The 24,197-nt window shown below is 61.1% G+C and carries 25 protein-coding genes; 4 read left to right on the top strand and 21 right to left on the bottom strand.

Translation table 11 applies throughout. The features are described 5' to 3' along the window. Positions 1-564: 564 nt before the first annotated feature. The 8 genes from CKW24_RS11220 to minC form a co-directional block, all read right to left on the bottom strand. The gene (locus CKW24_RS11220) at positions 565-2,721 is read right to left on the bottom strand and encodes a mechanosensitive ion channel family protein (protein ID WP_095167914.1); all 2,157 of its coding nucleotides are present in this window, start codon (positions 2,719-2,721) and stop codon (positions 565-567) included. Positions 2,722-2,799: 78 nt separating this feature from the next. Beyond that, positions 2,800-2,976 carry a hypothetical protein gene (locus CKW24_RS28245; RefSeq protein WP_174244590.1) on the bottom strand — a complete coding sequence of 59 codons (177 nt, stop codon included), beginning with the start codon at positions 2,974-2,976 and terminating at the stop codon, positions 2,800-2,802. A gap of 119 nt (positions 2,977-3,095) precedes the next feature. Further along, a complete protein-coding gene (locus tag CKW24_RS11225) occupies positions 3,096-4,385 on the bottom strand; it encodes a M18 family aminopeptidase (protein ID WP_095167916.1) in 1,290 nt (429 codons plus the stop codon). Positions 4,386-4,481: 96 nt separating this feature from the next. Then, positions 4,482-5,585 carry a hypothetical protein gene (locus CKW24_RS11230; protein ID WP_095167917.1) on the bottom strand — a complete coding sequence of 368 codons (1,104 nt, stop codon included), beginning with the start codon at positions 5,583-5,585 and terminating at the stop codon, positions 4,482-4,484. Positions 5,586-5,639: 54 nt separating this feature from the next. Further along, positions 5,640-6,275, bottom strand: a complete 636-nt coding sequence (locus tag CKW24_RS11235; RefSeq protein WP_027620023.1) for an RluA family pseudouridine synthase — start codon at positions 6,273-6,275, stop codon at positions 5,640-5,642. Between the two features lie 91 nt (positions 6,276-6,366). Then, positions 6,367-6,621 carry a cell division topological specificity factor MinE gene (gene minE / locus CKW24_RS11240; RefSeq protein WP_095167919.1) on the bottom strand — a complete coding sequence of 85 codons (255 nt, stop codon included), beginning with the start codon at positions 6,619-6,621 and terminating at the stop codon, positions 6,367-6,369. Further along, entirely contained in the window at positions 6,621-7,433 is an 813-nt protein-coding gene (gene minD / locus CKW24_RS11245) for a septum site-determining protein MinD (protein WP_095167921.1), read from the bottom strand. Before minD ends, minE begins: the two co-directional genes overlap by 1 nt. 199 nt (positions 7,434-7,632) lie before the next feature. Then, on the bottom strand, positions 7,633-8,370 hold the full coding sequence (minC, locus tag CKW24_RS11250) for a septum site-determining protein MinC (protein ID WP_095167923.1): 738 nt from the start codon (positions 8,368-8,370) through the stop codon (positions 7,633-7,635). Between the two features lie 121 nt (positions 8,371-8,491). On the opposite strand from minC, the gene CKW24_RS11255 reads away from it, so the two are divergent. Both CKW24_RS11255 and CKW24_RS11260 read left to right on the top strand, forming a co-directional pair. After that, positions 8,492-9,424: a lipid A biosynthesis lauroyl acyltransferase gene (locus tag CKW24_RS11255; RefSeq protein WP_095167924.1), complete on the top strand. Its 933-nt coding sequence runs from the start codon at positions 8,492-8,494 to the stop codon at positions 9,422-9,424. Positions 9,425-9,470: 46 nt separating this feature from the next. Continuing rightward, entirely contained in the window at positions 9,471-10,640 is a 1,170-nt protein-coding gene (locus CKW24_RS11260) for a patatin-like phospholipase family protein (protein WP_095167926.1), read from the top strand. A gap of 72 nt (positions 10,641-10,712) precedes the next feature. On the opposite strand, the gene CKW24_RS11265 is transcribed toward CKW24_RS11260, so the two are convergent. The 9 genes from CKW24_RS11265 to puuE all read right to left on the bottom strand — a co-directional run bounded on the left by CKW24_RS11265 (position 10,713) and on the right by puuE (position 18,764). Then, positions 10,713-11,498, bottom strand: coding sequence for an outer membrane protein OmpK (locus CKW24_RS11265; RefSeq protein ID WP_095167928.1), 786 nt, complete (start codon positions 11,496-11,498; stop codon positions 10,713-10,715). Further along, positions 11,495-11,875, bottom strand: coding sequence for a hypothetical protein (locus CKW24_RS27835; RefSeq protein WP_143501178.1), 381 nt, complete (start codon positions 11,873-11,875; stop codon positions 11,495-11,497). Before CKW24_RS27835 ends, CKW24_RS11265 begins: the two co-directional genes overlap by 4 nt. 1 nt (position 11,876) lies before the next feature. After that, entirely contained in the window at positions 11,877-12,662 is a 786-nt protein-coding gene (locus CKW24_RS11270; protein ID WP_095167929.1) for an outer membrane protein OmpK, read from the bottom strand. A gap of 97 nt (positions 12,663-12,759) precedes the next feature. After that, entirely contained in the window at positions 12,760-14,118 is a 1,359-nt protein-coding gene (locus tag CKW24_RS11275) for a nucleobase:cation symporter-2 family protein (RefSeq protein ID WP_095167931.1), read from the bottom strand. A 140-nt stretch (positions 14,119-14,258) separates the two neighbouring features. Next, entirely contained in the window at positions 14,259-15,557 is a 1,299-nt protein-coding gene (locus CKW24_RS11280) for a urate hydroxylase PuuD (RefSeq protein ID WP_095167932.1), read from the bottom strand. A gap of 50 nt (positions 15,558-15,607) precedes the next feature. Beyond that, positions 15,608-16,111, bottom strand: coding sequence for an ureidoglycolate lyase (locus CKW24_RS11285; RefSeq protein ID WP_095167934.1), 504 nt, complete (start codon positions 16,109-16,111; stop codon positions 15,608-15,610). Positions 16,112-16,238: 127 nt separating this feature from the next. Further along, the gene (gene alc, locus CKW24_RS11290) at positions 16,239-17,234 is read right to left on the bottom strand and encodes an allantoicase (RefSeq protein ID WP_095167936.1); all 996 of its coding nucleotides are present in this window, start codon (positions 17,232-17,234) and stop codon (positions 16,239-16,241) included. Between the two features lie 91 nt (positions 17,235-17,325). Beyond that, complete coding sequence (gene uraD / locus CKW24_RS11295; RefSeq protein ID WP_095167938.1) at positions 17,326-17,841, bottom strand: 2-oxo-4-hydroxy-4-carboxy-5-ureidoimidazoline decarboxylase; 516 nt, start codon at positions 17,839-17,841, stop codon at positions 17,326-17,328. Next, entirely contained in the window at positions 17,838-18,764 is a 927-nt protein-coding gene (gene puuE, locus CKW24_RS11300) for an allantoinase PuuE (RefSeq protein WP_095167940.1), read from the bottom strand. The genes uraD and puuE overlap by 4 nt, the downstream gene beginning before the upstream one ends. Positions 18,765-19,200: 436 nt before the next feature. On the opposite strand from puuE, the gene uraH reads away from it, so the two are divergent. Further along, entirely contained in the window at positions 19,201-19,554 is a 354-nt protein-coding gene (gene uraH / locus CKW24_RS11305) for a hydroxyisourate hydrolase (RefSeq protein WP_095078352.1), read from the top strand. A gap of 178 nt (positions 19,555-19,732) precedes the next feature. Here uraH and CKW24_RS11310 read toward each other — a convergent pair whose 3' ends face one another. The 3 genes from CKW24_RS11310 to CKW24_RS11320 form a co-directional block, all read right to left on the bottom strand. Then, positions 19,733-20,359, bottom strand: a complete 627-nt coding sequence (locus tag CKW24_RS11310) for a LysE family translocator (protein ID WP_095167942.1) — start codon at positions 20,357-20,359, stop codon at positions 19,733-19,735. A 64-nt stretch (positions 20,360-20,423) separates the two neighbouring features. Further along, on the bottom strand, positions 20,424-21,773 hold the full coding sequence (locus tag CKW24_RS11315; protein WP_095167943.1) for an NCS2 family permease: 1,350 nt from the start codon (positions 21,771-21,773) through the stop codon (positions 20,424-20,426). Between the two features lie 219 nt (positions 21,774-21,992). Continuing rightward, a complete protein-coding gene (locus tag CKW24_RS11320) occupies positions 21,993-22,439 on the bottom strand; it encodes a MarR family winged helix-turn-helix transcriptional regulator (RefSeq protein WP_095167945.1) in 447 nt (148 codons plus the stop codon). An 82-nt stretch (positions 22,440-22,521) separates the two neighbouring features. Between CKW24_RS11320 and CKW24_RS11325 the strand changes: the two genes are divergently transcribed. Further along, positions 22,522-23,688 (top strand): PLP-dependent aminotransferase family protein, encoded by a 1,167-nt coding sequence (locus CKW24_RS11325; protein ID WP_095167947.1) that lies wholly within the window; start codon positions 22,522-22,524, stop codon positions 23,686-23,688. A gap of 78 nt (positions 23,689-23,766) precedes the next feature. Here the strand turns inward: CKW24_RS11325 and CKW24_RS11330 are convergent, their stop codons facing one another. After that, on the bottom strand, positions 23,767-24,138 hold the full coding sequence (locus CKW24_RS11330) for a glutathione S-transferase N-terminal domain-containing protein (protein WP_095167949.1): 372 nt from the start codon (positions 24,136-24,138) through the stop codon (positions 23,767-23,769). Positions 24,139-24,197 lie beyond the last annotated feature (59 nt).

Consider the following 24,197-nt stretch of genomic DNA (forward strand, 5'->3'; position numbering starts at 1 on the left):
TGCGCGGTGTAGCTTCTACTTCCTAAGACGCTGACGAAGTCAGCAATCTTTTGATCTGGCTCTGGCTCTGGCTCTGGCTCTGGCTCTGGCTCTGGCTCTGGCTCTGGCTCTGGCTCTGGCTCTGGCTCTGGCTCTGGCTCTGGCTCTGGCTCTGGCTCTGGCTCTGGCTCTGGCTCTGGCTTTTGCTTTGGCTCTGGCTTTTGATCCTGGGCGCCCCGTTAACCACGCTGGCCGAACGCAGGCTTGAAGCCGTGGGTAACCCGGCAGGACGCCGGGTTAGCCGCCCCGCGCCATGGATGGCGCGTGGCGGCGGCCCACGGATTCAAGCCTGCGTGAGGGCACACCGAGCCTAAGCGAGGGTGCCGAGTGGTGGGGCAAGAGCCTTTTGCTTACTTTTGGGCTCCTCCAAAAGTGAGCCGCTGTAAAAGCGGAACCATAGGAGGCCGTTACCGCAAAAATGGATATGTACTCGGCCGAATCCAACACCTCCGGTAGGCCCACAGGCCGCCACAAAGCTGTGTAGATACCTACGCCCATCGCGGGCTAGCGGCATGTCAGGCACCATCAATCCTTCTCGGTCCCCCCTCCCGGGGTAATCACCTGGACGCCCATGCGTGGCGTCGCCAGGTCCAGGCCGGCCTCGTCCATATGGCGCTTGAGCGACAGGTTGAACGCCCGTGACACTTCCCACTGCTTGATTGGTGCGGTCTTGAACCGGGCGCGCAGGATCGCACTGCCGGACTCGAAACTCTCGACGCCCTGGATCTCCAGCGGCGACCAGATGTTGCGGCGTTGCAGCGGATCGTTACGGATTTTCTGGCCGACGTCGCGCATCAGTTTGATCGCTTCGTCGATTTCCATGTTGTAGGGCACCGCCACGCGGAAGATGGCGTAGCCGAACTCGCGCGAGTAGTTCTTGATGCTTTTGATTTCGCTGAACGGGATGGTGTGGACGATGCCGTCGATGTCCCGCAGGCGTACGGTGCGGATGGTCAGGCCTTCGACAGTGCCCAGGTGGCCGCCGACGTCGACGTAGTCGTCGATGGCCAGGGAGTCCTCGATGATGATGAACAGCCCGGTGATCAGGTCGGCCACCAGCGACTGCGCACCAAAACCAATGGCCAGGCCGATGACGCCGGCACCGGCCAGCAGCGGGGTGACGTTCATGCCCATGTTGGCCAGGGCGACGATCAGCGCGATGATGAAAATCGCCACGAACAGCACGTTGCGAATCAGCGGCATCATGGTCTGCGCACGGGCATTGGCCAGGCCTTTGCGCGAGCGGGTGAGGGCGTGGTGCACGGCGGTGTCGCTGAGGATCCAGATCAACCAGGCGAAAATCAGGGTGCCGGCCAGGCTGAACAATTTGACGCTCACGTCATGGCCTTCGCCTTCGGTGAAGCGGATCAGCGACATGCCCCAGACCCGCAGGCCCAGTTCGATGAACACCAGCCAAATCGCCAGGTGCACCAGGGTGTAGCAGAAGCTCTTGAGGCGTTCGGAGTACAGCGCGTGGCGCTTGGCCCCGCGTTGCGGCTTGAGGGAATGCCGGCGAACCAGGCCGTTGATGACCATGCACACCACCAGCAGCACGGTGCAGATCAGCGCCTGGCGCAGGGCGGTGCTGGTGTCGCCTGCCGAGACGAAGGTGGCAAACAGGGAGATGCCCACCAGCACCAGGGCTGGCAGGTACCAGAAGGTACCGAGGATCTCGATCGTGTCGCTGAGGGCGCGGCGGGTCAGGCGTCGCGACAGCGGCTGGTTGCGGATCAGGTGCGCGATGGGACGACGGAAACGCAGGATGAACAGGCCGGTAGACAGGGCGGCCAGTACATTGGCCACGGTGGCGGTGGCGTGGGCCAGGTGAATCCCCAGGCTGGCCACCAGCCTTGGGTCGTTCAAGGCTTCGCCGAATGCGGCAAAGCTGCCGATCAGCCACAGCGGGCGGAAGGCCTGGTGCCGCAGGATGTACAACGCGCGGTGGCGGTGCGGACCATCGAGCAGGGAAAAGGCAATCACGCAGACTGCCGAGAAGCAGGTCCCCACGACCAGTGCATAGGCCAGCACCATCGCCAGGTACTTGCCCAGGGAGGGCGGCAGGGCGTAGCTCATGTAGACGGTGATCACCAGGGCGATCAGCCAGGGCCCGAGCTTGCGCAGGGCGAAGCGCACCAGGTCCCAGGTCCGGGGATGTTGTGGCAGCTCTTCGGTCAGGCCGAAGCGCATGCGCAAGCGGTGGCTGAGCCAGATCAGGGCCGCGGCGAGCAGGCTCCAGAGCATCAGCACCACGGCAAAGCCAAAGATGATCGGCAGCCACTCGCTCGCCGGCAGCATCAGGCTGCTGAATTCTTCCTTGGCCTGGTCAAATTCGGCGCTCCAGCGGGTGATCGGGCTGTCGGCGCCGGTGAGTTGTTTTTCCAGGCTCGACAGGGTGCCGCCGATCAGGCCCAGCACGCCTTCTTCCGCGGGTGGCTGGGCCTTTTTCGTGGCGTCGCGCAGTTTTTTCAGGTCGGCCAGCAGCTTGGCCCGTTGCTGGTCGTTTTCCAGCGACTTGATCACTTCGTCCAGCGATTGCCCCAACGGCTCGTTCGCTTGCGGCTGGGTTTTGCTGGAGCTGCCGAGCAGGCTCGGCAAGCCGACCGCCTGGGCCGACGCCACGGGCAGCAACAGCAGCAGGCAAATGAACAACGTGGACGGCAGGGCGAACAGGCGAGCAAACACTAGGCGGTCAACCTCAACAGGTGCAGGTTGACCGAGTGTACGAGCGGGGCAAAGCCAATGCGAGCGTGGCGGGTGCTTTTATTCGTTGAGCTTGGCGAGGATCTTGATGACCACGGTGGCGAGAATCACCAGCATGCCGATCCACATCGAGAACACGCCGGCGTTCTTGTCGCGAAAGTTGAAGCCGATGGCCAGCAGGATCATCCCCGACAGGATCGGAATGAGCATGGAGTTGAACAAAGACATCGAGATCATGGCGACAGCCTTAGAAAGGTACAGGTTTAAGTTTAGGTGGCTTTTGCGTCAACGGGCGTGATGAATGTCAACGCCAGGGCAATTCGCGGCGAGGGCACCAGCACCCTCGCCGTGACGGGTCATGGCAATTCGCGGCAGGCGTAGAACGCGCTCAGCACTTTGACCAGGTGCACCAGGTCGTGGCTGCCGCACAGTTCGCGGATCGAGTGCATGGCGAACGTCGGCAGGCCGATGTCCACGGTTCGCACGCCCAGGTGGCTGGCGGTGATCGGGCCGATGGTCGAGCCGCAACCCATGTCACTGCGCACCACGAAGCTCTGCACGGGTACTTCTTCGGCCATGCACAGGTGGCGGAAGAAACCGGCGGTTTCACTGTTGGTGGCGTAGCGCTGGTTGCTGTTGACCTTGATCACCGGGCCGGCATTGAGTTTCGGGCCATGGTTGGCGTCGTGCTTGTCGGCGTAGTTGGGGTGCACGCCGTGGGCATTGTCGGCCGAGATCAACAGGGATTTCTGGATGGTGCGCACGAACTCCTCACCTTCGGGCAGCAGGCGGCGCAGGGTCTGCTCCAGCATCGGGCCGTCGGCACCGCAGGCCGAGCAGGAGCCGACTTCTTCGTGGTCGTTGGCGACAAACACGCAGGTCTCGTCAGTCTCGGCGCTCAGCAGCGCTTGCAGGCCGGCGTAGCACGACAGCAGGTTGTCCAGGCGCGCACCGGCAATGAAATCGCCGTGCAGGCCAATCACCGCAGCACTTTGGGTGTCGTAGAAGCTCAACTCGTAGTCCAGCACCACGTCGGCATTCAGGCCGTGTTCCAGGGCCAGTTGGTTGGTGAGCACGGCGCGGAAATCGACGCGCTCGTCACCGGCAAATTGCGCGAGGATCGGCGGCAGTTCGGTCTGCGCGTTGATCGCCCAGCCCAGGTTGGCCTCACGGTTGAGGTGAATGGCCAGGTTGGGAATGGTGGCGATCGGCGCCTTGAAGTCGATCAACTGGCTTTCGACCTTGCCGTCGCGGCGGAAGGTCACGCGTCCGGCCAGCGACAGGTCGCGGTCGAACCAGGGGGCAAGCAGCGCGCCGCCATAGACTTCGACGCCCAGTTGCCAGAACCCCTGGCGTTGCAGTTCAGGTTGCGGTTTGACCCGCAGGCACGGGCTATCGGTATGGGCGCCGACCATGCGAATGCCGTCGTACAGCGGCGAGTTGCGGCCCAGCTTGATGGCCACGATCGAGGAGTCGTTACGGGTTACGTAGTAACGACCGTTGGCTTCGGTAGTCCAGGACTCGCGCTCGTCAAGGCGCTGATAGCCCGCCGCTTCCAGGCGCTGGACCAGGCTGGCAGTGGCATGAAAGGGGGTAGGGGAGGCCTTGAGGAAGTCGATCAGGCCTTGGTTCAACTCTTCGCGCATAAGTAGCTCCAGACAGCAGTGCCGCGAGTTTAACGTATTGGCCACACGCATTGGGCAAGTGCGTGTGGCGCACGGCAATCGACTCGCGACACGGGATCAATGTGCCAAACGCTTGCGCAGGTAGGCAATGATGGTTTGTTCGTCCGCCGACTTTGCCGGCTTGGGCAGGTGTTTCGGCCAGCGTCCCTGGTCGGGGCCGAAGAACTGCTTTCGCGTGCCTTCGTCCCAACGCAGAATCTCCCGCGAAGCCGACTCCCACCATTCATGACGACACACTTCGTAGTACGGGTGCTCGGGGGCGGCACTGCCATAGAGCAACGCACGGCCGACCTTTTTCACCGCACCACGCTTGTTGCGCAGCTTCCACTTGATGCGCAGGCGCTGCCACGGCGAGGGGATCGGTTTGCAGCGGGGCACCTCGGTGCACAGCGTGGGCAGTTCGGCGCGGAAGCGTTCGCCATGCAGGCTGAAGAAGTGCTTTTGCATGGCATGGAAAAAGCCCTTCTCGGCGAAGTAGTGGTAGATGTAGCGGTTGGCTTCATGCACCGGCTTGTCGCGCATGGCGAAGGACAGGGCGATCTGTTCGATGGTGTGGATATCGAACCCATCGCGGGTCCACTCGTCGATCAACTCGATGCTGCGTTCAAGCAAGGGGCTATCGCTGTCGGTGACGCCACACAGGCCACTGTTGTACAGCTTGAACCCGTTGTCAGGCGTGACCCCGTGGGCTTGCAGGCAAGTGCCCAGCTTGAGGTAGTCCGCGCGTTCGCAGACAGTGCGCCAGTCGTACTCGAAGCGATCCATCACGTACTGGCCGGGGCCAATGTGCTCGAACACCCGCAGGGGGTTGTCGAGGAACAGCGTGTCGGTGTCGACGAACAGGGTCTTGTGCGCCAGCGTCAGGCCGTAGGCAATGGCGCAGGCCTTGCGCCGGTGGTGATAGCCGTTGCTGCCCTGCCAGGCGGTCATGATCTCATCGCTCAGGGCGATGGTTTCGACCGGCCAGCCGGCGTAGTCCTGCGGGCGATCGGTGAGGACGCGGATGCACAGCGGCTCGGCCTTTTTCAGTTGGGCCAGCGCCGTGAGGATGCTGAACTTGGCTTCGCGCCGGTACACGTCCTTGTCGCCGTAGACCAGATAGAGCAACTGCTGCGGCGCTTTCTCAAGGGGCGTCGACGGTTGTGGGGAGTCAGGCGTCATCGGTCCAGGCGTCCTTCAGGTTTCGACGGGTTGCTTGAAAGGGCTTCAAGGCGCTCAAAAGGGTGCCGGGCACTCAAAGCGCAGGCGTTCACCACTTTGCGGGTGGGTAAAGCTCAGCATGCTGGCGTGCAGGCACAGCCGAGGATACGCCGCCAGGGCTTGGGGGTGGGCGTACAGCCCGTCGCCCAACAGCGGATGGCCGATGGAGAGCATGTGCACGCGCAATTGGTGCGAGCGACCGGTAATCGGCGTCAGCTCCACCCGGCACCAGTCACCACAGCGCTCCAGCACGCGCCAGAAGGTCAGCGCATGTTTGCCGAACTCGTGGTCGACCACGTGGCGTGGTTTGGTCGGTGGGTCGTAGCGCAGCGGCAGATCGATACTGCCACTGTCCAGTTCCGGTTGGCCCCAGCACAGCGCCGTGTAGGCTTTTTCGGTTTCACGGTCGTGAAATTGCCGAGACAGTTCGCGATGGGTATCCGGGTCGCGGGCCAGCAGGATGATCCCCGAGGTTTCCCAGTCCAGTCGATGGACGATACGCGCTTCCGGGTAGCCGTTTTCCTGCAGGCGAGTAATCAGGCAGTCCTTGTTGTCGTCGGCGCGGCCAGGCACCGAGAGCAGCAGGGTAGGCTTGTTCACCACCAGGACAGCGGCGTCCTGGTGGAGGATGTGGATATTGGACAACGGCATTAAAACAGCCTCGTAACAAACGCCAACGGCGACTCAGGCCCCTCCAGCAAACCTGGGGGACCTGAGCCGCCGTGGCTCCAGCCGGATCGACTCAGCGATCTGGCAGGGTGATATTGAGTTCCAGGATCGAGCAGCTGCCCTGGTTTTCCAGTGCGACATGCACGTCGTCGGACCCGATATTGACGTACTTGCGGATCACCTCGACCAGTTCCTTTTGCAAGGCTGGCAGGTAGTCAGGGGTGCTGCGCTGGCCGCGTTCATGCGCCACGATGATCTGCAGACGCTCTTTCGCTACCGACGCGGTGCTGGTTTTTTTGCTGGCGCGAAAGAAGTCAAAAAGATTCATTATCTACCTCCAAAAAGGCGCTCGAAGAATCCCTTCTTCTCAACATCAAGGAACCGGTGTTCCACGGTTTTGCCCAACAGACGATCGACGGCATCGCTGTACGCCTTACCGGCGTCGCTCTGGTCGTCGAGAATCACTGGCACGCCTTGGTTGGAAGCCTTGAGTACGGCTTGCGACTCTGGAATCACGCCAAGCAGGGTGACGGCCAGAATCTCCTTGACGTCTTCGACGCCAAGCATTTCGCCGTTGCTGACGCGCTCAGGGTTGTAGCGAGTCAACAGCAGGTGTTCCTTGATCGGGTCTTCGCCGTTTTCGGCGCGTCGCGATTTGCTGGCCAGCAGGCCCAGCATGCGGTCCGAGTCACGTACCGAGGACACTTCCGGGTTGGTCACGACAATCGCTTCATCAGCGAAGTACATGGCCAGGTGGGCGCCTTTCTCGATGCCCGCCGGGGAGTCGCAGACCACGAATTCGAAATCTTCCTTGAGTGCCATCAGCACCTTTTCCACGCCTTCGACGGTCAGCGCGTCTTTGTCGCGGGTCTGACTGGCTGCCAGGACGTAGAGGTTCTCAAGGCGCTTGTCCTTGATCAGGGCCTGCTGCAGGTTGGCTTCGCCATTGACCACATTGACGAAGTCATACACCACACGACGCTCGCAACCCATGATCAGGTCGAGGTTACGCAGGCCGACGTCGAAGTCGACGATGACTGTTTTGTGACCACGCAGAGCGAGGCCGGTACCGATAGCGGCGCTGGTGGTGGTCTTACCCACACCACCCTTGCCGGATGTAACCACGAGAATCTTGGCCAAGGTGTTTCACCCCTAAGGAAAAAGGACTTTTAGCCCCGAAAAACATCTCTTGAAAACTACTGCAGTCGGACAGCCTTGGCTGGAATCGGGCCTGGGGCAGGGTTTACCTCCGGTAAACACCGCTCTACGCCATTTTCCTACTTCGTTTGAGCCGTTTTCACTACGTTTTAGAGATGCTTGGAAAATGCGGCAGTATCCGTTAAAGCCGAATGATGTTCAACACGTCGCCCGACAGGCTGACTTGTACGCCGGCCCCCCAGAGCGGGTCGCGACGAAGATCTTCGGAAACCTTGTAATGACCGGCGATGGACAGCAGTTCAGCGCTCATTTGCTGGCAGAAAATCCGTGCCTTGGTGTCGCCTTTGACCCCGGCCAGCGCACGACCGCGCATCGGCCCGTATACATGGATGTTGCCATCGGCCAGAAGTTCCGCCCCGGGGCTGACCGAGGACACCACCACCAGGTCGCTGCCCTGGGCGTAGATCTGCTGGCCGCCACGTACTGGCGAAGTGATGATGCGCGTCGGCTTGATGCTCGGCTCCGGTGGTTTTTCCGGTTTTTTGCGCACTTCACCTTCCAGCGGCTCGAGTGCGCGCTCGCGGGCCCCCGACGGTGGCAACACCGGCAGGTCGACGGCAATGGCCGCGGCAATGTCCTCGATACGGCTGGCGCGGATGGCCAGGGTGCGCAGGCCATGGTGGCGGCATACGCGCATCAGGGCCGGCAGGTCCACCGAGCCTTCACTGGCCGGTAGCTTGTCCAGGGCCAGCACCAGCGGGGCGTTGCTGAAGAAATTAGGTGCCAGAGCTACCTTTGCAGCCAGCTGCCGGTCGAGGATTTCCAGGTCATTGCGGGCCAGCTCCAGCACCGTAATGGCGAGCATGCTGCCCTTCAACTGGAACACGGGATCTTGGTCTAGCAGTTCGGTTTGGCTCATGGTTGGCATACAACGGCTTGTCACTAAAAGTGCCGAGACTTATAACGAGAACGCCCGCAGCCCGCAAGCAGGGTCGAACCGATGTAGAATGCGCGACCTTGTTGTCCGTCCGGAATCGTTAATGGATCGCCCGCAATTTCGAGCTGCATTTCTTTCGCCACGTTTTTGGCCGCTATGGTGCGGTCTAGGGCTGCTGTGGCTGGTTGTCCAGTTGCCGTATTCGTGGCTGTTGCGCATTGGTCGTGTGCTGGGGGCCGGCATGTATCGGGTCGCCAGCGACCGTCGGCGCATCGCCAAACGTAACCTTGAGCTGTGTTTTCCCGAGAAAACTCCCGACGAACGCAAACGTCTGCTCAAGGAAAACTTCGCCTCCACCGGCATTGCCTTCTTTGAAATGGCCATGAGTTGGTGGTGGCCACGCGAGCGCCTGGCGCGCCTGTCCCATATCGAAGGCCTGGAGCATCTCAAGCAGGCCCAGCGCGATGGCCAGGGCGTGATCCTGATGGCCTTGCACTTCACCACCCTGGAAGTCGGCGCGGCGCTGCTGGGCCAGCAACACACCATCGATGGCATGTACCGCGAGCACAAGAACCCGCTATTCGATTTCATCCAGCGTCGTGGCCGCGAGCGGCATAACCTCGACTCCCTGGCCATCGAGCGCGAGGACGTGCGTGGCATGTTCAAGCTGCTGCGCGCAGGCCGGGCGATCTGGTATGCACCGGACCAGGACTACGGCGCCAAGCAAAGTATCTTTGTGCCGTTGTTTGGCATTCTCGCGGCCACGGTGCCGGCCACCAGCAAGTTTGCCAAGCTGGGCAAGGCGCTGGTGGTGCCGTTCACCCAGGAACGCCTGGCCGATGGCAGCGGTTACCGCCTGGTGATCCACCCGCCGTTCAGCAATTTCCCGGGGGCCAGCGACGAAGCCGACTGCATCCGCATCAACCAGTGGATCGAAAGCGCCGTCAGCGCCTGCCCCGAGCAGTACCTGTGGGCGCACCGGCGCTTCAAGAGCCGGCCGCCGGGCGAGCCGAAACTCTACGACAAGCGTGGTTGAGCCCGCGACGGCCTACCGTCAATAACCAGCACCAGGGAGTGTGGCGATGAGTTCGGCTGAACCGGTGACAGGCTTGATTCTTTCCGGCGGCGGGGCTCGGGCGGCGTACCAGGTAGGCGTATTGGCGGCCATCGCGCAACTGTTGCCGGCCGGCGCGGCCAATCCGTTCCCGGTAATCGTCGGCACCTCGGCTGGGGCAGTCAATGCGGTCAGCCTGGCCGCAGGGGCCATGGACTTCACGGCCGCCATCGAACGCCTGACCGCGTTCTGGCAGGGCTTTCGCAGCCATCAGGTGCTGCGCAGCGACTGGCCCGGTGTGATTAGCCAGGCCAGTCGTTTTGTCACCCACAGTCTGCTGGGGATCGGCGCCAAGGTGCCGGTGGCGCTGCTCAACAGCTCGCCCTTGAGTGATCTGCTCCACACCAGGCTGGACCTGTCGGGGATCGATCAGGCCATCGCGCAAAAACAACTGCACGCTGTGGCCGTCACCGCCTTTGGCTATGAATCCGGACAGGCGGTAACCTTTTATCAGGGCGGTCGCAGCATCGACCCCTGGCTGCGGCACCGGCGCATCGGCGTGCCGACCCGGTTGAGCGTCGAGCACCTGTTGGCCAGTTCGGCCATTCCCCTGTTGTTTGCGCCGGTGAAAATCGGCAATGAGTACTTCGGCGATGGCGCGGTACGCCAGTCGGCGCCGATCAGCCCGGCGTTGCACCTGGGGGCGAGCCGGGTGCTGGTAGTGGGTGTCAGTGGCAACCCGCGCGGCGTCGATCCCGACACCTCCCTGCGCACCTACACCGGCCAGCAGCCGTCCTTGGCGCAGATCGGCGGGCACATGCTCAACAGCACCTTCATTGACAGCCTGGAAAGCGACATCGAGTTGCTGCAACGCCTGAACCAGTTCAGCCACTTGCTGCCCGATGGCACACCAACCCGCGCCCTGGGTGTGGCGCCGGTAGAGGTGCTGGTGATTGCGCCGAGCCAGCCGATCGACGAGATCGCCGCACGCCATCGTCAGGAATTGCCGGCGGCACTGCGCCTGTTCCTGCGCGGCCCAGGGGCAACCAAGACTAGCGGGGCAGGGGTGTTGAGTTACCTGCTGTTCGAGGCGGGATACTGCAGCGAGCTGATCGAACTCGGCCGGCGCGATGCCTTGGCCAAGCGGGAGGAATTGTGTCGGTTTCTTGGGGTGCGGGAGCCGGTGATTCCGGCCTGACAGGCATCGCCCTTCACCCGCCTACGATGCGCGTTGGCGGGTGAAGGGTGATGCCGGTTGGTCAGTCCAGACTCAGAAGTGCACCTTGACCAGGAAGCTGGTCACGCTCTGATCGGTCTTGAAGCCCTGGCTGTCTTCAATCCCGTACTTGTTTTTCCAGTAGTCGTACTCGACACCGACGTACAACTGCTTCTCGCCCAGATTCAAGGCCTTGCCCAGGTCGTATTTGACCTGTGGGTTGAAGTGCAGGTTGGCGTGGTATTCGCCTTTGCTGTTGACGTCGTTGTCGACCACCCAGTCCATGAAACCGTCGATCAGCACATCGGAGCCGCCGACAGGGATGGTGTAGGACCACACAGGGGTGATCTGCCAGACATCGTCACCCGGACGGTCGCCTTCAGTGTGGCGGTTGTAGAAGTTCAGCTGGAAGTAGTCGAAGCCTGGAATGGCCAGGTCGAAGCCCGGACCGATCAGGTAGGACTCGGTGTCGTCTTCGCCAAACTCGTAGGTCATGGCCAGCAGCACGTCCTTGATTGGGCCAAACTCGAACTTCTGGTCGAAGATCTTGTTGAATGACAGGCGCGGCTGGAGCTCACCGTAGTGGGTGTTCTCACCGGCGAAGGCATCTTCTTTGCCGTTGTAGAAGATCTTGTCGATAAAGAAGAAGTTGTCGCCGTACTTCCAGGCGTCGGCGTGCTCGAAGGTCACGGTCTGCTGGATGCGCGGGTTGACTTGAAAGTCTTTGCCGTAGAGATAGGTCAGGCTGTTGTTCTGCCACTGCAGCAGATCGCCGGCCATGGCCTGGCCCCCTGCCAGCAAGGATCCGGCGAGCATCAGGCTAGTGCACGTACGTTTCATTCGGTTGCTCCCAAAGTAGGTGTTCCACGTTTTTTTTGACGGCGCTCTGGTGTGGCGCCTTTTTTCAGTGCTGCAAAAACCATCCAATCGGTCAGCTTTACAGCTCTTAGCAAGAGCTGGGCCAAGGCATTTAAAAAGGCAAAAAACGCCTGGTCGGCTGTTCGAAAACAGTCGATCAAGCGTCCATTGGGCTTTTGTCTGTCTAGCCTCGTGACCGTCCAGGGCCGGGATAAGTTGGCTTTCTGGTCAGGAATTAAATCCGGGCTTTTTTTTATACCGGATTCAGACGGCCGCGGAGAATACTGGCTCCCGCGCCACGGCTCAAGCGCCCCGCAACAGCGCACCGGTATCAAACCTGGGGCACCGTTGCGGGCCATTCTAGAAGTGCACCTTGATCAGCAGGCTGGCGGTGTTCTGGTTGGTGTCCAGATTGGCGTTGTCCTCGATGCCGTACTTGTTTTTCCAGTAGCTGTACTCGGCCCCGACGTAGATCTGTTTGGCCGGGCCATTGAGGGCCTTGCCCAGGTCGTACTTGATCTGCGGGTTGAGGTGCAGGTTGGCGTGATAGGTGCCGCGTGAGTTCTGGTCGTTGTCCACGACCCAGTCGAGGTAGCCGTCGATCAGCACGTCGGAGCGGCCGGCGGGAATGGTGTAGGACCAGGTCGGGGTGATCTGCCAGACCCCGTCACCTGGGCGCGGCCCTTCGGTCTGGCGTCGGTAGAAGTTCAGGGTCACGTAGTTGAACCCGGGCACCGCCAGGTCGAAGCCGGGGCCAATCAGGTAGGCTTCGCTTTCGCCTTCGCCGTACTCATAGGTCATGGCCAGCAATACGTCCTTGATCGGACCTAATTGCAGTTTCTGGTCGAAGATCTTGCCTGCCGACAGGCGTGGGCTGAACTCGCCGTAAAAGCTGTGGGGGCCTTTGTTGGGGTCTTCCTTGCCGTTGTAGAAGATCTTGTCGACGAACAGAAAGGTGTCGCCGTACTTCCAGCGGTCAGCGTGCTCGAAGGTCACGGTCTGCTGGATCGATGGGTTGATCGCGAAATTCTTGCCGTACAGGTAGCTCAGGCTGTTGGTTTGCCACAGCAGCAGGTCGCCGGCCATGGCCTGGCTCGCGGCCAACAGGCTGGTGCCCAACAGTAGGCTTGTGTGTGTACGAATCATCTGTTGCTCCCTTTTTGTTTTTATTTTTGCTCTTGCAGGCAGCCGCCAACCCTGTAGGCGCTGGCAGCCAGCGCCTACAGGGGATGTTGCGTTTGCATCAGTGCGGGTGAGCGGCGCAATCGTTGATGGCAGCCCGTTCGCTGCCACCCAGGATGTTGAACAACAGATTCAGCGTCAGCGCGCTGAGGGTGGCCATGGCAATGCCGCTGTGGGTGATCGGGCTCATCCACAGGGGCAGGTGGGCGAAGAATTCCGGCCGGACCACCGGGATCAGGCCCATGCCGATACTCACCGCGACCAGCAATTGATTGCGCCGGTCGGCGATGTCGGCTTCCTGGAGGATCTTGATCCCGGTGGCCGCGACCATGCCGAACATGGCGATGGCCGCGCCGCCCAGCACTGCCGGCGGGATCGAGGCCACTAGGAACGCGGCCTTGGGCAGCAGGCTCAGGAGGATCAGCAACCCCCCGGCAACGATGGTGACCGAGCGGCAACGCACGCCAGTCATCTGCACCAGGCCAATGTTCTGGGCAAACGAGGAGTGGGTGAAGGTGTTGAGGAAGCCGGCGAAGAATGAGGCGCCGGCATCACACAGCAAGCCGCGACGCAGCATGCGCGGGCAGACTTCCTGGCCGGTGATCTTGCCCAGCGCCAGGAACATCCCGGTGGACTCGACGAAGATGATCACCACCACCAGGCACATCGACAGGATTGGCGCCAATTCAAACTTGGGCATGCCGAAGTGCAGCGGCGTGACGATCTGCAGCCAGGGCGCCTGGGTCATGCCGCTGAGGTCGACCATGCCCAAAAGGCCACAGAGGATGTAGCCCAGGGTCATGCCGATCAGCACCGAAATGTTGACCCAGAACCCGCGCATGAAGCGGTGTACCAACAAGATGGTGCCCAGCACCAGGGCGGCGATGGCGAGGTAGATGGGGGAACCGAATTGTGCGGCGGAACTGCCGCCGCCTGCCCAGTTCACCGCGACGGGGAACAGTGACAAACCGATCGAAGTGATGACGGTACCGGTCACCAGAGGCGGGAAGAAACGCACCACCTTGGACATGAACGGTGCGATCAGCATGCCGAAGAACCCTGCGGCAATGGTCGCGCCGAAGATGCCTTGCAAGCCGATGCCGGGCATGCCGGCCATGGCCACCATGCTGCCGACCGCCGCGAAGCTGGCGCCCATCATCACCGGCATGCGAATGCCCATGGGGCCGATGCCCATTGACTGGACGATGGTGGCGATCCCGGCGACCAGCAGGTCGGCATTGATCAGAAAGGCGATTTCTTCACGACTCAGGCCAGCGGCCTGTCCGATGATCAACGGCACCGCAATGGCGCCGCCGTACATCAACAGAACGTGTTGCAGACCTACCAGGATCAGTTGCAACAACGGCAGGCGCGCGATAGCGGGTGCGTCGGGGATGCGCGCTTCGGATGACACGGACATGCAACACCTCGGATCTTTTTTATTCTTGTGATTTTGTGCAGCAGGGAGGACCGCGGCGCGGCCAATCGCTGGCAAGCCAGTTCCCACAGGATTCAGGTGATCCTTGTGGGAGCTGGCTTGCCAGCGATGCTTTTCGCTACTTAATTGGTCTGGGCTCCCTGCACGATCCAGGCGCCGATCAGGTCACGTTCCTGCTGGGTCATCTGGGTGATGTTGCCCAGTGGCATGATCTGCGTGGTGACTGCCTGGGCTTGAATGCGCGGGGCGTTCTGGCGGATCTGCTCGGGGGTGTCGAACATCACGCCGCCCGGGGCGGCACTGAACAGCGGGCTGGTGGGCTTGGCCGAGTGACAGACCGCGCAGCGTTCCTGGATCACACTGTGCACCTTGTCAAAGCCAGGACCGGTATTGGCTGCCTGGGCCGGGGCTGCAGGTGCAGCGGCTGGCGTGGCATCGGCCGGTTTCGCACCACCACCGACGGCGGTTTCCGGCAGCGGCTGGTACTGGATCTGCGCGGGGGCCTTGGCCACTTCCGGGCTGGTCATCGGCGCGGGGCCGGTAACGTACGCCAGGCTGATCATGCCTACGGCCGCGACTGGCAGGGTCCAGGCGAACTTGTGGCTGTCGTGGCGGGTGTTGAAGTAGTGACGCACCAACACCGCCAGCACCGCGATCCCGGCCAGGATCAACCAGTTGTACTGGCTGCCGTAGGTGCTCGGGAAGTGGTTGCTGATCATGATGAACAGCACAGGCAAGGTGAAGTAGTTGTTGTGTCGCGAACGCAGCAGGCCCTTGGCCGGCAGGGCCGGGTCCGGGGTGCGGTTCTCGGCGATCGCCGCCACCAGTGCCCGTTGTGCCGGCATGATGATGCGGAACACGTTACCGACCATGATGGTGCCGATGATGGCGCCCACGTGCAGGTAAGCACCCCGGCCGCTGAACACTTTGCTGAAGCCGTAGGCCGCGCCGATGATCAGGACGAACAGGATGAAACCCAACAGGGCAGGGCGTTTGCCCAGGGCCGAGTCGCACAGGAAGGAGTAGATGAACCAGCCGGCGAACAGCGAACCGATGCCCAGCAGAACCCCTTCAGGGCCGCTCAGGCTGCTGCCAGGTGCCAACAGGTACAGGGTCGGGTTGGAGTAGAACACCACGCACAGCAGCGCGATCCCCGACAACCAAGTGAAGTAGGCCTCCCACTTGAACCAGTGCAGGTTGTCCGGCATGGTCGGTGGAGCCAGTTTGTATTTCTCCAGGTGGTAGATCCCGCCACCGTGAATCGCCCAGAGATCGCCCGCCAGACCGTTCTTCGGGTTGACCCGATTGAGGTTGTTTTCCAGCCAGACAAAATAGAACGACGCGCCGATCCAGGCGACGCCAGTGATCATGTGAACCCAGCGCACGCTCAGGTTCAGCCATTCGAACAGATGTGCTTCCACAGTCTTTACCTCTCGCCTGTCACTCTGTCGTCGAGTGATCAGACCTTCTCTTATTGGTGGGGGGCAAGGATCAAGCGTTGATCCTCTTTGAAAAAATGCTCATCGCAGTTATTGCCTGTGCCACTGCGATCAACCACCAGGAAGTCATCCCGCTTTTCGATCGTCAGCACCGGGTGGTGCCAGACGCCGCGATGGTAATTAATGCCCTGCCTGCCGTTGGTGACGAAGGCGCGGACCAAGCCTGATACAGGTTCATCGCCAACGGGCGCGACCACGATCAGAAAGGGGTTGCCGAGCAGCGGAATGAAAGCCTGGCTGCCCAACGGGTGACGCTCCAGCATGCAAACGGTCAGCGGCATGTCCTGCGCGTCGGCGCGGAAAATGCTGATGATCGCGTTGTCTTCTGGCTTGGCGGTTTCCACCGTCGCCAGTTTATGGAAGCGCATGGTCGAACCGTTGTTGATCATGAAGTGATCGCTGCCGTCGGTTTCGATTACGTCACCGAAAGGGGCGAAGGCTTCTTTGGTCAGCGGTTCAATCGTCAATGTGCGCATGCTGTTCTTCTTATCCGGATTCTGTGTTGTTGGTTCTATCGTCATCGCTGGCAAGCCAGCTCCCACAGGTTGTGTGTACACCACCATTCCTTGTGGGAGCGGGCTTGCCCGCGATTAGGGGCGACGCTTATTTAGCTACCTTGCCCAGTACACGCAGGCGGCTCACACCACCATCCGGGAATACGTTCAGGCGGATGTGGGTGATCGGGCCCAGGGCCTTGATCTGCTCGGCGAAGGTGTGTTCGGCGTGCATTTCCAGTTTCTGTGCCGGCAACAGTTCGCGCCAGAACAACGACTGGGTTTCGATCTGGCTGTCGGTACCGCCCTTGACGAACGCGCCCTGGATCGAGCAAGTGTCTGGGTAGTTGCCCTTGAAGTGCAGGGTGTCGACGACAATTTTCTCGATCTCGCCCGGGTGGCCCAGGGCGACGATCACCCAGTCATTGCCAGGTGTGCGACGACGGGCAGTTTCCCAGCCATCGCCCATGTTGATCCCGCGGCCTGGGTTGAGGATGTTGCTCATGCGGCCGAAGTGTTCATCGGAGCAGGCCAGGGCACGACCGCCATTCAAGGCAGCAGCCAGGTCAACCTGCTCGTTGTCGCCAACGGCCGACCAGTCGCGGAACGGAATGCCGTACACACGCAGACGGGCCACGCCACCATCAGGGTAGATGTTGAAACGCAGGTGGCTGAACGACTGGTCGTTGTTGATTTCGTGGAAATGGTGGCTATTGCCCTGCAGCTCGACAGCCGACAGGACTTCGGTCCATTGGGTGTTTGCGTCCGGCTCACCGGAGGTCAGGAAGCAGGCTTCCAGGGAGGCCGATGGCGGGAAGTTGCCGGTGAAGAATGAAGTGTCGATGTCCACACCCTTGATCGAACCCGGTACACCCAGGCGGATCACAGCGCTGTCGTAGCCTTCGAAGCGCTTGCGGCGCGACTCCCAGCCGTCCATCCACTTGCCGTTGTCATCGAAAACGCCCTCCTTCCATACGGCCGGGGTCGGCTGGAACAGACGGTTGGCGTCGGCAAACCAGTCATCGGTGACCGAGATGATCTTGGTGCCCAGGCGGGCGTCGGCCAGGTTGACGAACTTCTCGAAAGGTACGGCGTAAGCTTTCATTCTTCTTGTCTGCCTTTAATTAGTTGGCTTGGGATGCTTGCCAGGCCCCGGGGCTGTCTCGGCGTTCATGAGCCAGTCTGGGCCGGGATTGCTATAGGGTCAGTAATCGGAACAACGCGATCTTGTTGATCTGCGCCAACGCGCACTTGAACTCGGTGTCGACCGGGTTGTGGATGCGTGTTTCGAACGCTGCGAGGATCTGATGCCGGTTGCTGCCTTTTACCGCCATGATGAAGGGAAACTTGAACTTGGCTTTGTAGGCGTCGTTCAGCTCGGTGAAGCGAGAAAACTCTTCGGCCGTGCATTGGTGAATACCGGCGCCGGCTTGTTCATTGGTGCTGGCTTCGGTCAGTTGGCCCTGGACGGCAGCTTTGCCGGCCAGGTCCGGGTGAGCGTTGATCAACGCAAGCTGGCTTGCGTGATCGGCGCTCAACAGGATGTCGCTCATGCGCTGGTGCAGGGTTTCGATCTCGTCGATCGAAGCGTCCTGGCCCAGGTCGAAGGCCTTTTCGGCCACCCATGGCGAATGTTCGTAGATATCGGCGAAAGCGCTGACGAAGGCGTCACGGCTCAGGCTCGAGGGTTTCAGCGTTTGAAAGGTGGTCATTTCGACGCCCCTTGGTACGGGTGGGTTTGTTGCCAGTGGCGAGCGATGTCGACGCGGCGGCTGAACCACACCTGTTCATGACTTTTAGCGTATTCGATAAAGCGCTTGAGCGAAGCCAGGCGCGCCGGACGGCCGATCAGGCGACAGTGCAGGCCGATCGACAGCATCTTCGGCGCCTCGGCGCCTTCGGCGTAGAGCACGTCAAACGCATCCTTGAGGTATTCGAAGAAGTCGTCGCCCTTGTTGAAACCCTGGACCTGGGTGAAACGCATGTCGTTGGTGTCCAGGGTGTAGGGGATCACCAGGTGCGGCTTGCCGGTCGGGTTGTTCGGTTCCCAGTAGGGCAGGTCGTCGTCGTAGGTGTCGCAGTCGTAGAGGAAACCGCCTTCTTCCATCACCAGTCGCCGGGTGTTCGGGCCGGTGCGGCCGGTGTACCAGCCCAATGGGCGCTCGCCGGTGATTTCAGTGAGGATGCGGATGGCTTCGAGCATGTGCTCGCGCTCTTGCGCTTCGTCCATGTACTGGTAGTCGATCCAGCGATAGCCGTGGCTGCAGATCTCGTGGCCGGCCTCGACCATCGCGCGGATCACGTCCGGGTGGCGCTGGGCGGCCATGGCCACGGCGAAGACGGTCAGCGGAATGTCGAATTCCTTGAACAGCTTGAGAATCCGCCAGACGCCGACACGGCTGCCATACTCGTACAAGGACTCCATGCTCATGTTGCGCTCGCCCTGCAGCGGCTGCGCCGAGACCATTTCCGAAAGGAAGGCTTCCGATTCTTTGTCGCCGTGCAGGATGTTGCGCTCGCCGCCTTCTTCGTAGTTGAGCACGAAGGACAAAGCGATGCGGGCATTGCCCGGCCAGTGTGGGTGGGGAGGGTTACTGCCGTAACCGATCAGGTCGCGTGGGTAGTCAGCGCTCACTGCAGTCTTCCTTCTTATTCGAGTTTGCTTATTCGCGATAAGGGGTGGTGTGGCGGCCTGATGGTGAGATGACAGGCTGGCGTCACAGCGATGGAGTGATTGTATACAACTTTATGTGCGCTTTGTAAGCCTGATTTTTTCCATTTTTCATCAACTGTCATCTTCCAGTGCTACTGCAAGAAACCTGCCTGACTGGTCAACTTATGGATGAGAGGTCTTGATTGGCTGTGGTTTTGCGGATAAACCAGGCGAGGCGGGCAGGTCAGGAAGCTTGGGATAAAAAGTCATTATTATTGTGTACAATTTTTATTGAAAGTGTCTTAATCAGCTGCTCGCCGCAACTTTTCGTGCTCCGAAAGGGTGCGGTCTCCTTTTCAACTGACTTCGGGAGGCGCGAGGCCTGACTGCCGTACACGCGGGCAGGCGCGCAGAATCAATGGGACGTTTGACTACACACGTTTTGGATGCAGCACACGGTTGCCCGGGCAGCTCGATCAAGGTCGAGTTGTACCGCGTTGAGGGTTCGCAGCTGGAATTGGTCGCCAGCGCACTGACCAACAGCGATGGCCGTTGTGATGCGCCCTTGTTGCAAGGCGATGACTACCGGTCCGGGGTCTATCAGTTGCAGTTTCATGCCGGCGACTACTACCGCGCCCGCGGTGTCCAACTGCCGGAGCCGGCGTTCCTGGATGTGGTGGTACTGCGTTTCGGCATCTCGGCCGAGCAGGATCACTACCATGTACCGTTGCTGATTTCGCCGTACAGCTATTCGACCTACAGAGGAAGCTAGATCCCCCAAGAATCTGCGCAAAAGGCTTCTTTGGTCCTTCGCCCGCTCACACTGCGGGCTTTTTTTCGTCCCGGGAAAAGTGTGGCGCCTGTATGGACGCCATCGCGGGCAAGCCCTGCTCCTACGGTTTTGCAGGGTGATGCAAATCCTGCAGGAGCAGGGCTTGCCCGCGATGCTTTTAGCGGCTCAACAGGGAAGCCGCGCCCGCGCCACTGAACAAGCCGGCGCTGATCCGGTTGAACCAGCTTTGCCCCTTGCCGCTGCGCAGGTAGCGCGCGGCACCATGGGCGCCAAGGCCGTAGGCCAGCTTGCAGCACAGGTCGAGCAGGGTCCAGGTGACGATCATGATCAGCAGCTGCGGCAGGAACGGCTGCTGTGCGCTGAGGAACTGGGGCAGGAAGGCGGCGAAGAACAGGATGTCCTTGGGATTGCTCGCCCCCAGGACAAAGGCGCGCCCGAACAGTGCGCGAAAGCGCGGCACAGCGGCCGCCTGGGGCACTTCAGTGGCGTGGGCCGGTTGCCGGGACTGCTGCCAGCTCTGCCAGGCGAGGTAGAACAGATACAGGGCGCCGACGATCTTCAGCGCGCTGAACAGTTGCTCCGAGGCCAGCAGCAACGCGCCAAGGCCCAGGGCCGAGGCGCTCAGCAGGCAGATCGAGGCAAACACCCCGCCGAGAAACGCCGGGTAAGAGCGGCGCAAACCGTAGTTCAGGCTGTTGCTGATCATCAATAACGACAAGGGGCCCGGGATCAGGATCACGACCAGGGCGGCGCCGCTGAACAGCAGCCAGGTTTCCAGACTCATCACTTTCCTCCATATGTGCAAAAGCCCCACCCGACGGGGTGAGGCTGGGTCACGCTTGAAACGCTTACAAGAAAATGAACTTGGCGATAAAGATCGCGCAAAGAACCCACAGGCTTACGGATATTTCCTTGTACTTGCCAGTACCGGCCTTCAGGGCCACGTACGTGATAAAGCCCAGCGCGATACCGTCGGCGACCGAAAAGGTCAGGGGCATCATGATCGCGGTGACGATCGCCGGAATGCTGTCGGTGGCTTCGTCCCACTCGATGTGAGCCATGCCGCCCATCATCAGCATCGCCACATAAATCAATGCACCGGCGGTGGCATACGCCGGAATCATGCCTGCCAGCGGTGCGAAGAACATTGCGGCAATAAATAGCACGCCGACGGTCACCGCGGTAAGACCAGTGCGACCACCCGCAGCCACACCCGCGGCACTTTCCACATAGCTGGTTACTGGAGGCACGCCGACCACCGCACCAAACACGCTGGAGGCACTGTCGGCCTTCATGGCGCGGGAGAGGTTTTCGATCTTGCCGTCCTTACCCACCAGGTTGGCCCGTTGCGCGACACCCATCAGGGTCCCGGCGGTGTCGAACATGTGCACGAAGAGGAACGCCAGCACCACGCTGATCATGCTGACGTTGAACACGCCAGCGACGTTCATGGCCATCCAGGTCGGCGCCAGGCTCGGCGGAGCGGACATGATGCCCTCGTAGTGCACCAGGCCCAGGCCCCAACCGGCCAGGGTCACGGTGATGATGCTGATGAGGATGGCGCCGAAGACCCGGTGATAGCTGAGGATGGCGATCATCAGGAAGCAGATGGCGGCCAGCAGCGGGCCTGGCTCGCGCAGGGAACCGAGCTTGATCAGGGTAGCCGGGCTGTCGACCACGATGCCGGCGGTCTTCAGGCCGATCAACCCGAGGAACAGGCCGACACCGGCCCCCATGGCATAACGCAGGCTCACCGGAATGCTATTGAGCAGCCATTCGCGGATCCGCGAGAAGGTCAGGATCATGAACAACACACCGGAGACGAACACCGCGCCCAGTGCGGTTTCCCAGTTGTAGCCCATGGTCCCGACCACGGTGTAGGTAAAGAACGCGTTCAAGCCCATGCCCGGCGCCAGGCCCACTGGCCAGTTGGCGTACAGCCCCATCAACAGGCAACCCAGCGCTGCGGCGATGCAGGTGGCGACAAAGGCCGCACCGTGATCGATGCCGGCATCGGCCATGATGTTCGGGTTGACGAAGATGATGTAGGCCATGGTGATAAAGGTGGTCAGGCCGGCGATCAGCTCGGTCTTCACCGTGGTGCCATGCACGCTGAGTTTAAACAGGCGCTCCAGCCAGCCGGTACGTACGGGGGGCGAGAGATCCAGCGTCGGTGCTTCGGATTTGCGGCTTTCCACAGCGAGTACTCCTCAAGAGTTTTATTGTTATTTCCAGAGCCGGACACAGAGGTGGGCAGCGGCTCTTTGAGGCACTTGCGAATTTGTTGACCGCTTGGTCAGGAACTCGCACGAAGCGAATTATGCTTTTGTATACAAATAAAGCAAATAATGTTTTCGATTTTGTCGACGAAAAATCTGGCGATAGGGATATATCGCCAGTGGATCCAGACTGAGGGCTCAGTCTGCGAGCGCTTGGGTTTGCCCCAGGGCCTTGTTTACCGCCAGCCAGCCATCTACCGCCGCTTCACCTGCCTCGGCAAACACGCGCTCGAGCAGCTTCACCTGTTCACGGCGCAGCGCGGCTTCGAAGCGCACACCTTCGGTCGTCAGTTGCAGCAGGCGCTTACGTTTGTCGTCCACGGCCGCCACGCTGTCCACCAGGTGCATTTCCAGCAATTGGCGCAAGGGCATGTTCAGTGCCTGTTTGCTGACGCCCAGTAGCGCGAGCAATTGCTTGACGCTCAAGCTCGGGTAGCGGGCGATGAAAAACACGATGCGCTGGTGCACCCGGCTGAGGCCTCGGCGTTCGAGCATTTCGTCGGCTTTGGCAGTGAAGGCCTGGTAGCCGAAAAAAAACGCTTCCATGGCGGCTTGCTGGGTGCTTTGGGATTTAAGGTCAAGCATATTGACGTATCTGTCCGGGCTGGCGTAATTTCGGTCAACCAGTTTGACTTAATTTCCTTGGCCTTTGCTACCGGTGACCCCCATGGCTTTTTCCGAACGTGTTGCGCGCCTCAAGAGTTCCTTGATCCGTGAAATCCTCGCCGCGGCCCAGCGCCCGGAAGTGATGTCGTTTGCCGGCGGCCTGCCGGCCGAAGCCATGCTGCCAAAGGTGCAGTGGGCCGATATGCCGGTGTCCATGGGCCAATACGGCATGAGTGAAGGCGAGCCGGCGCTGCGTGAAGCATTGGCGGCAGAGGCGCGTGCCCTCGGCGTACCCTGTGAGGCGAACCAGGTGTTGGTGGTCAGCGGCTCACAACAGACCCTCGACCTGGCGGCCAAGCTGTACATCGACCAAGGCACGCAGATCCTGCTCGAGGCGCCGACCTACTTGGCTGCTCTGCAAATCTTCCAGCTGTTCGGTGCCGATTGCCTGAGCGTGCCGCTGGAGGCCGACGGCCCTGACCTGGTGAAGCTGCGGGCGCGCCTGGAGCAACATCGGCCGGCGTTCATCTACCTGATCCCGACCTTCCAGAACCCCTCTGCGGTGCGCTACAGCGAGGCCAAGCGCGATGGCGTGGCGGCGTTGCTCGACGAATTCGGCGTGACCCTGATCGAGGATGAGCCGTACCGCGAGCTGACATTCGATGGCGCCAGCGCCACGCCGATTGTCAGCCGCTTGCAGCGGGCTAGTTGGATCTACACCGGCACCGTGTCCAAGACCTTGTTGCCGGGCTTGCGTGTCGGCTACCTGATTGCCAGCCCGGACCTGTTCCCGCATCTGCTACGGCTCAAGCAGTCGGCGGACCTGCACACCAACCGTGTTGGTCAATGGCAGGCCTTGCAATGGATCGGCACCGAGCGCCTGCGTGATCACCTGGGCGAATTAAGGGATTTCTACCGAGTTCGGCGCGATGGATTCCAGGCGGCGCTGCAGCGGCATTTCAGCGAGCTGGCGGATTGGGAACTGCCGCAGGGTGGTCTGTTTTTCTGGCTGACTCTCAAGCAGCCGCTCGACACCCGAACCTTGCTCAAGGCTGCACTGGCCAATGATGTGGCGTTCATGCCGGGGGAACCGTTCTTTCCCGAGCCGGATTGCAACCTGGGGCACCTGCGGCTGAATTTCAGCCACATTGACCCGGCGCGCCTGGATGAAGGGCTCAAGCGATTAGCGGCGGTGGTGCGCGAGGGACAGGCGCGGCAGGCGGCGTAAGGGGAAGCTAGACAAGCATAAACCGGCCAATGGGCCGGTTTATGCTTGTCTGGGGTTTGTGTTTCTAGCGCCCAACGATCAGGCCGCGGCGAAACGCTGGTCCAGGTAATCGATGATTACCTTGGACTCATACATCCAGGTGGTCTGGCCGTTCTCTTCGATGCGCAGGCACGGCACTTTGATCTTGCCGCCTTGCTCCAGCAGGGTCTGGCGGTCCTGCTCGTTGTTCTTGGCATCGCGCAGGGCCACCGGCACGTTCAGGCGACGCAGGGTGCGGCGGGTTTTCACGCAGAACGGGCAGGCGTGGAACTGGTACAGGGTCAGGCCCTTGGCGGCGGCTTCGACCTGGGCCTGGGCAGCGGCAGGGCGCTGCTTTTTACCAGGACGGGTGATGAAGTCGATGAAGATGATCAACTGGCCGAGGCCGACACGAAGCGCTTTGACGAACACGATGTAAGCCTCACGGGGCAAATGGGAATGGCGCGCAGCTTACCTGATTTTTCACGGAC

This window comes from Pseudomonas sp. Irchel 3H3 (assembly GCF_900187635.1).
Lineage (GTDB): Bacteria > Pseudomonadota > Gammaproteobacteria > Pseudomonadales > Pseudomonadaceae > Aquipseudomonas.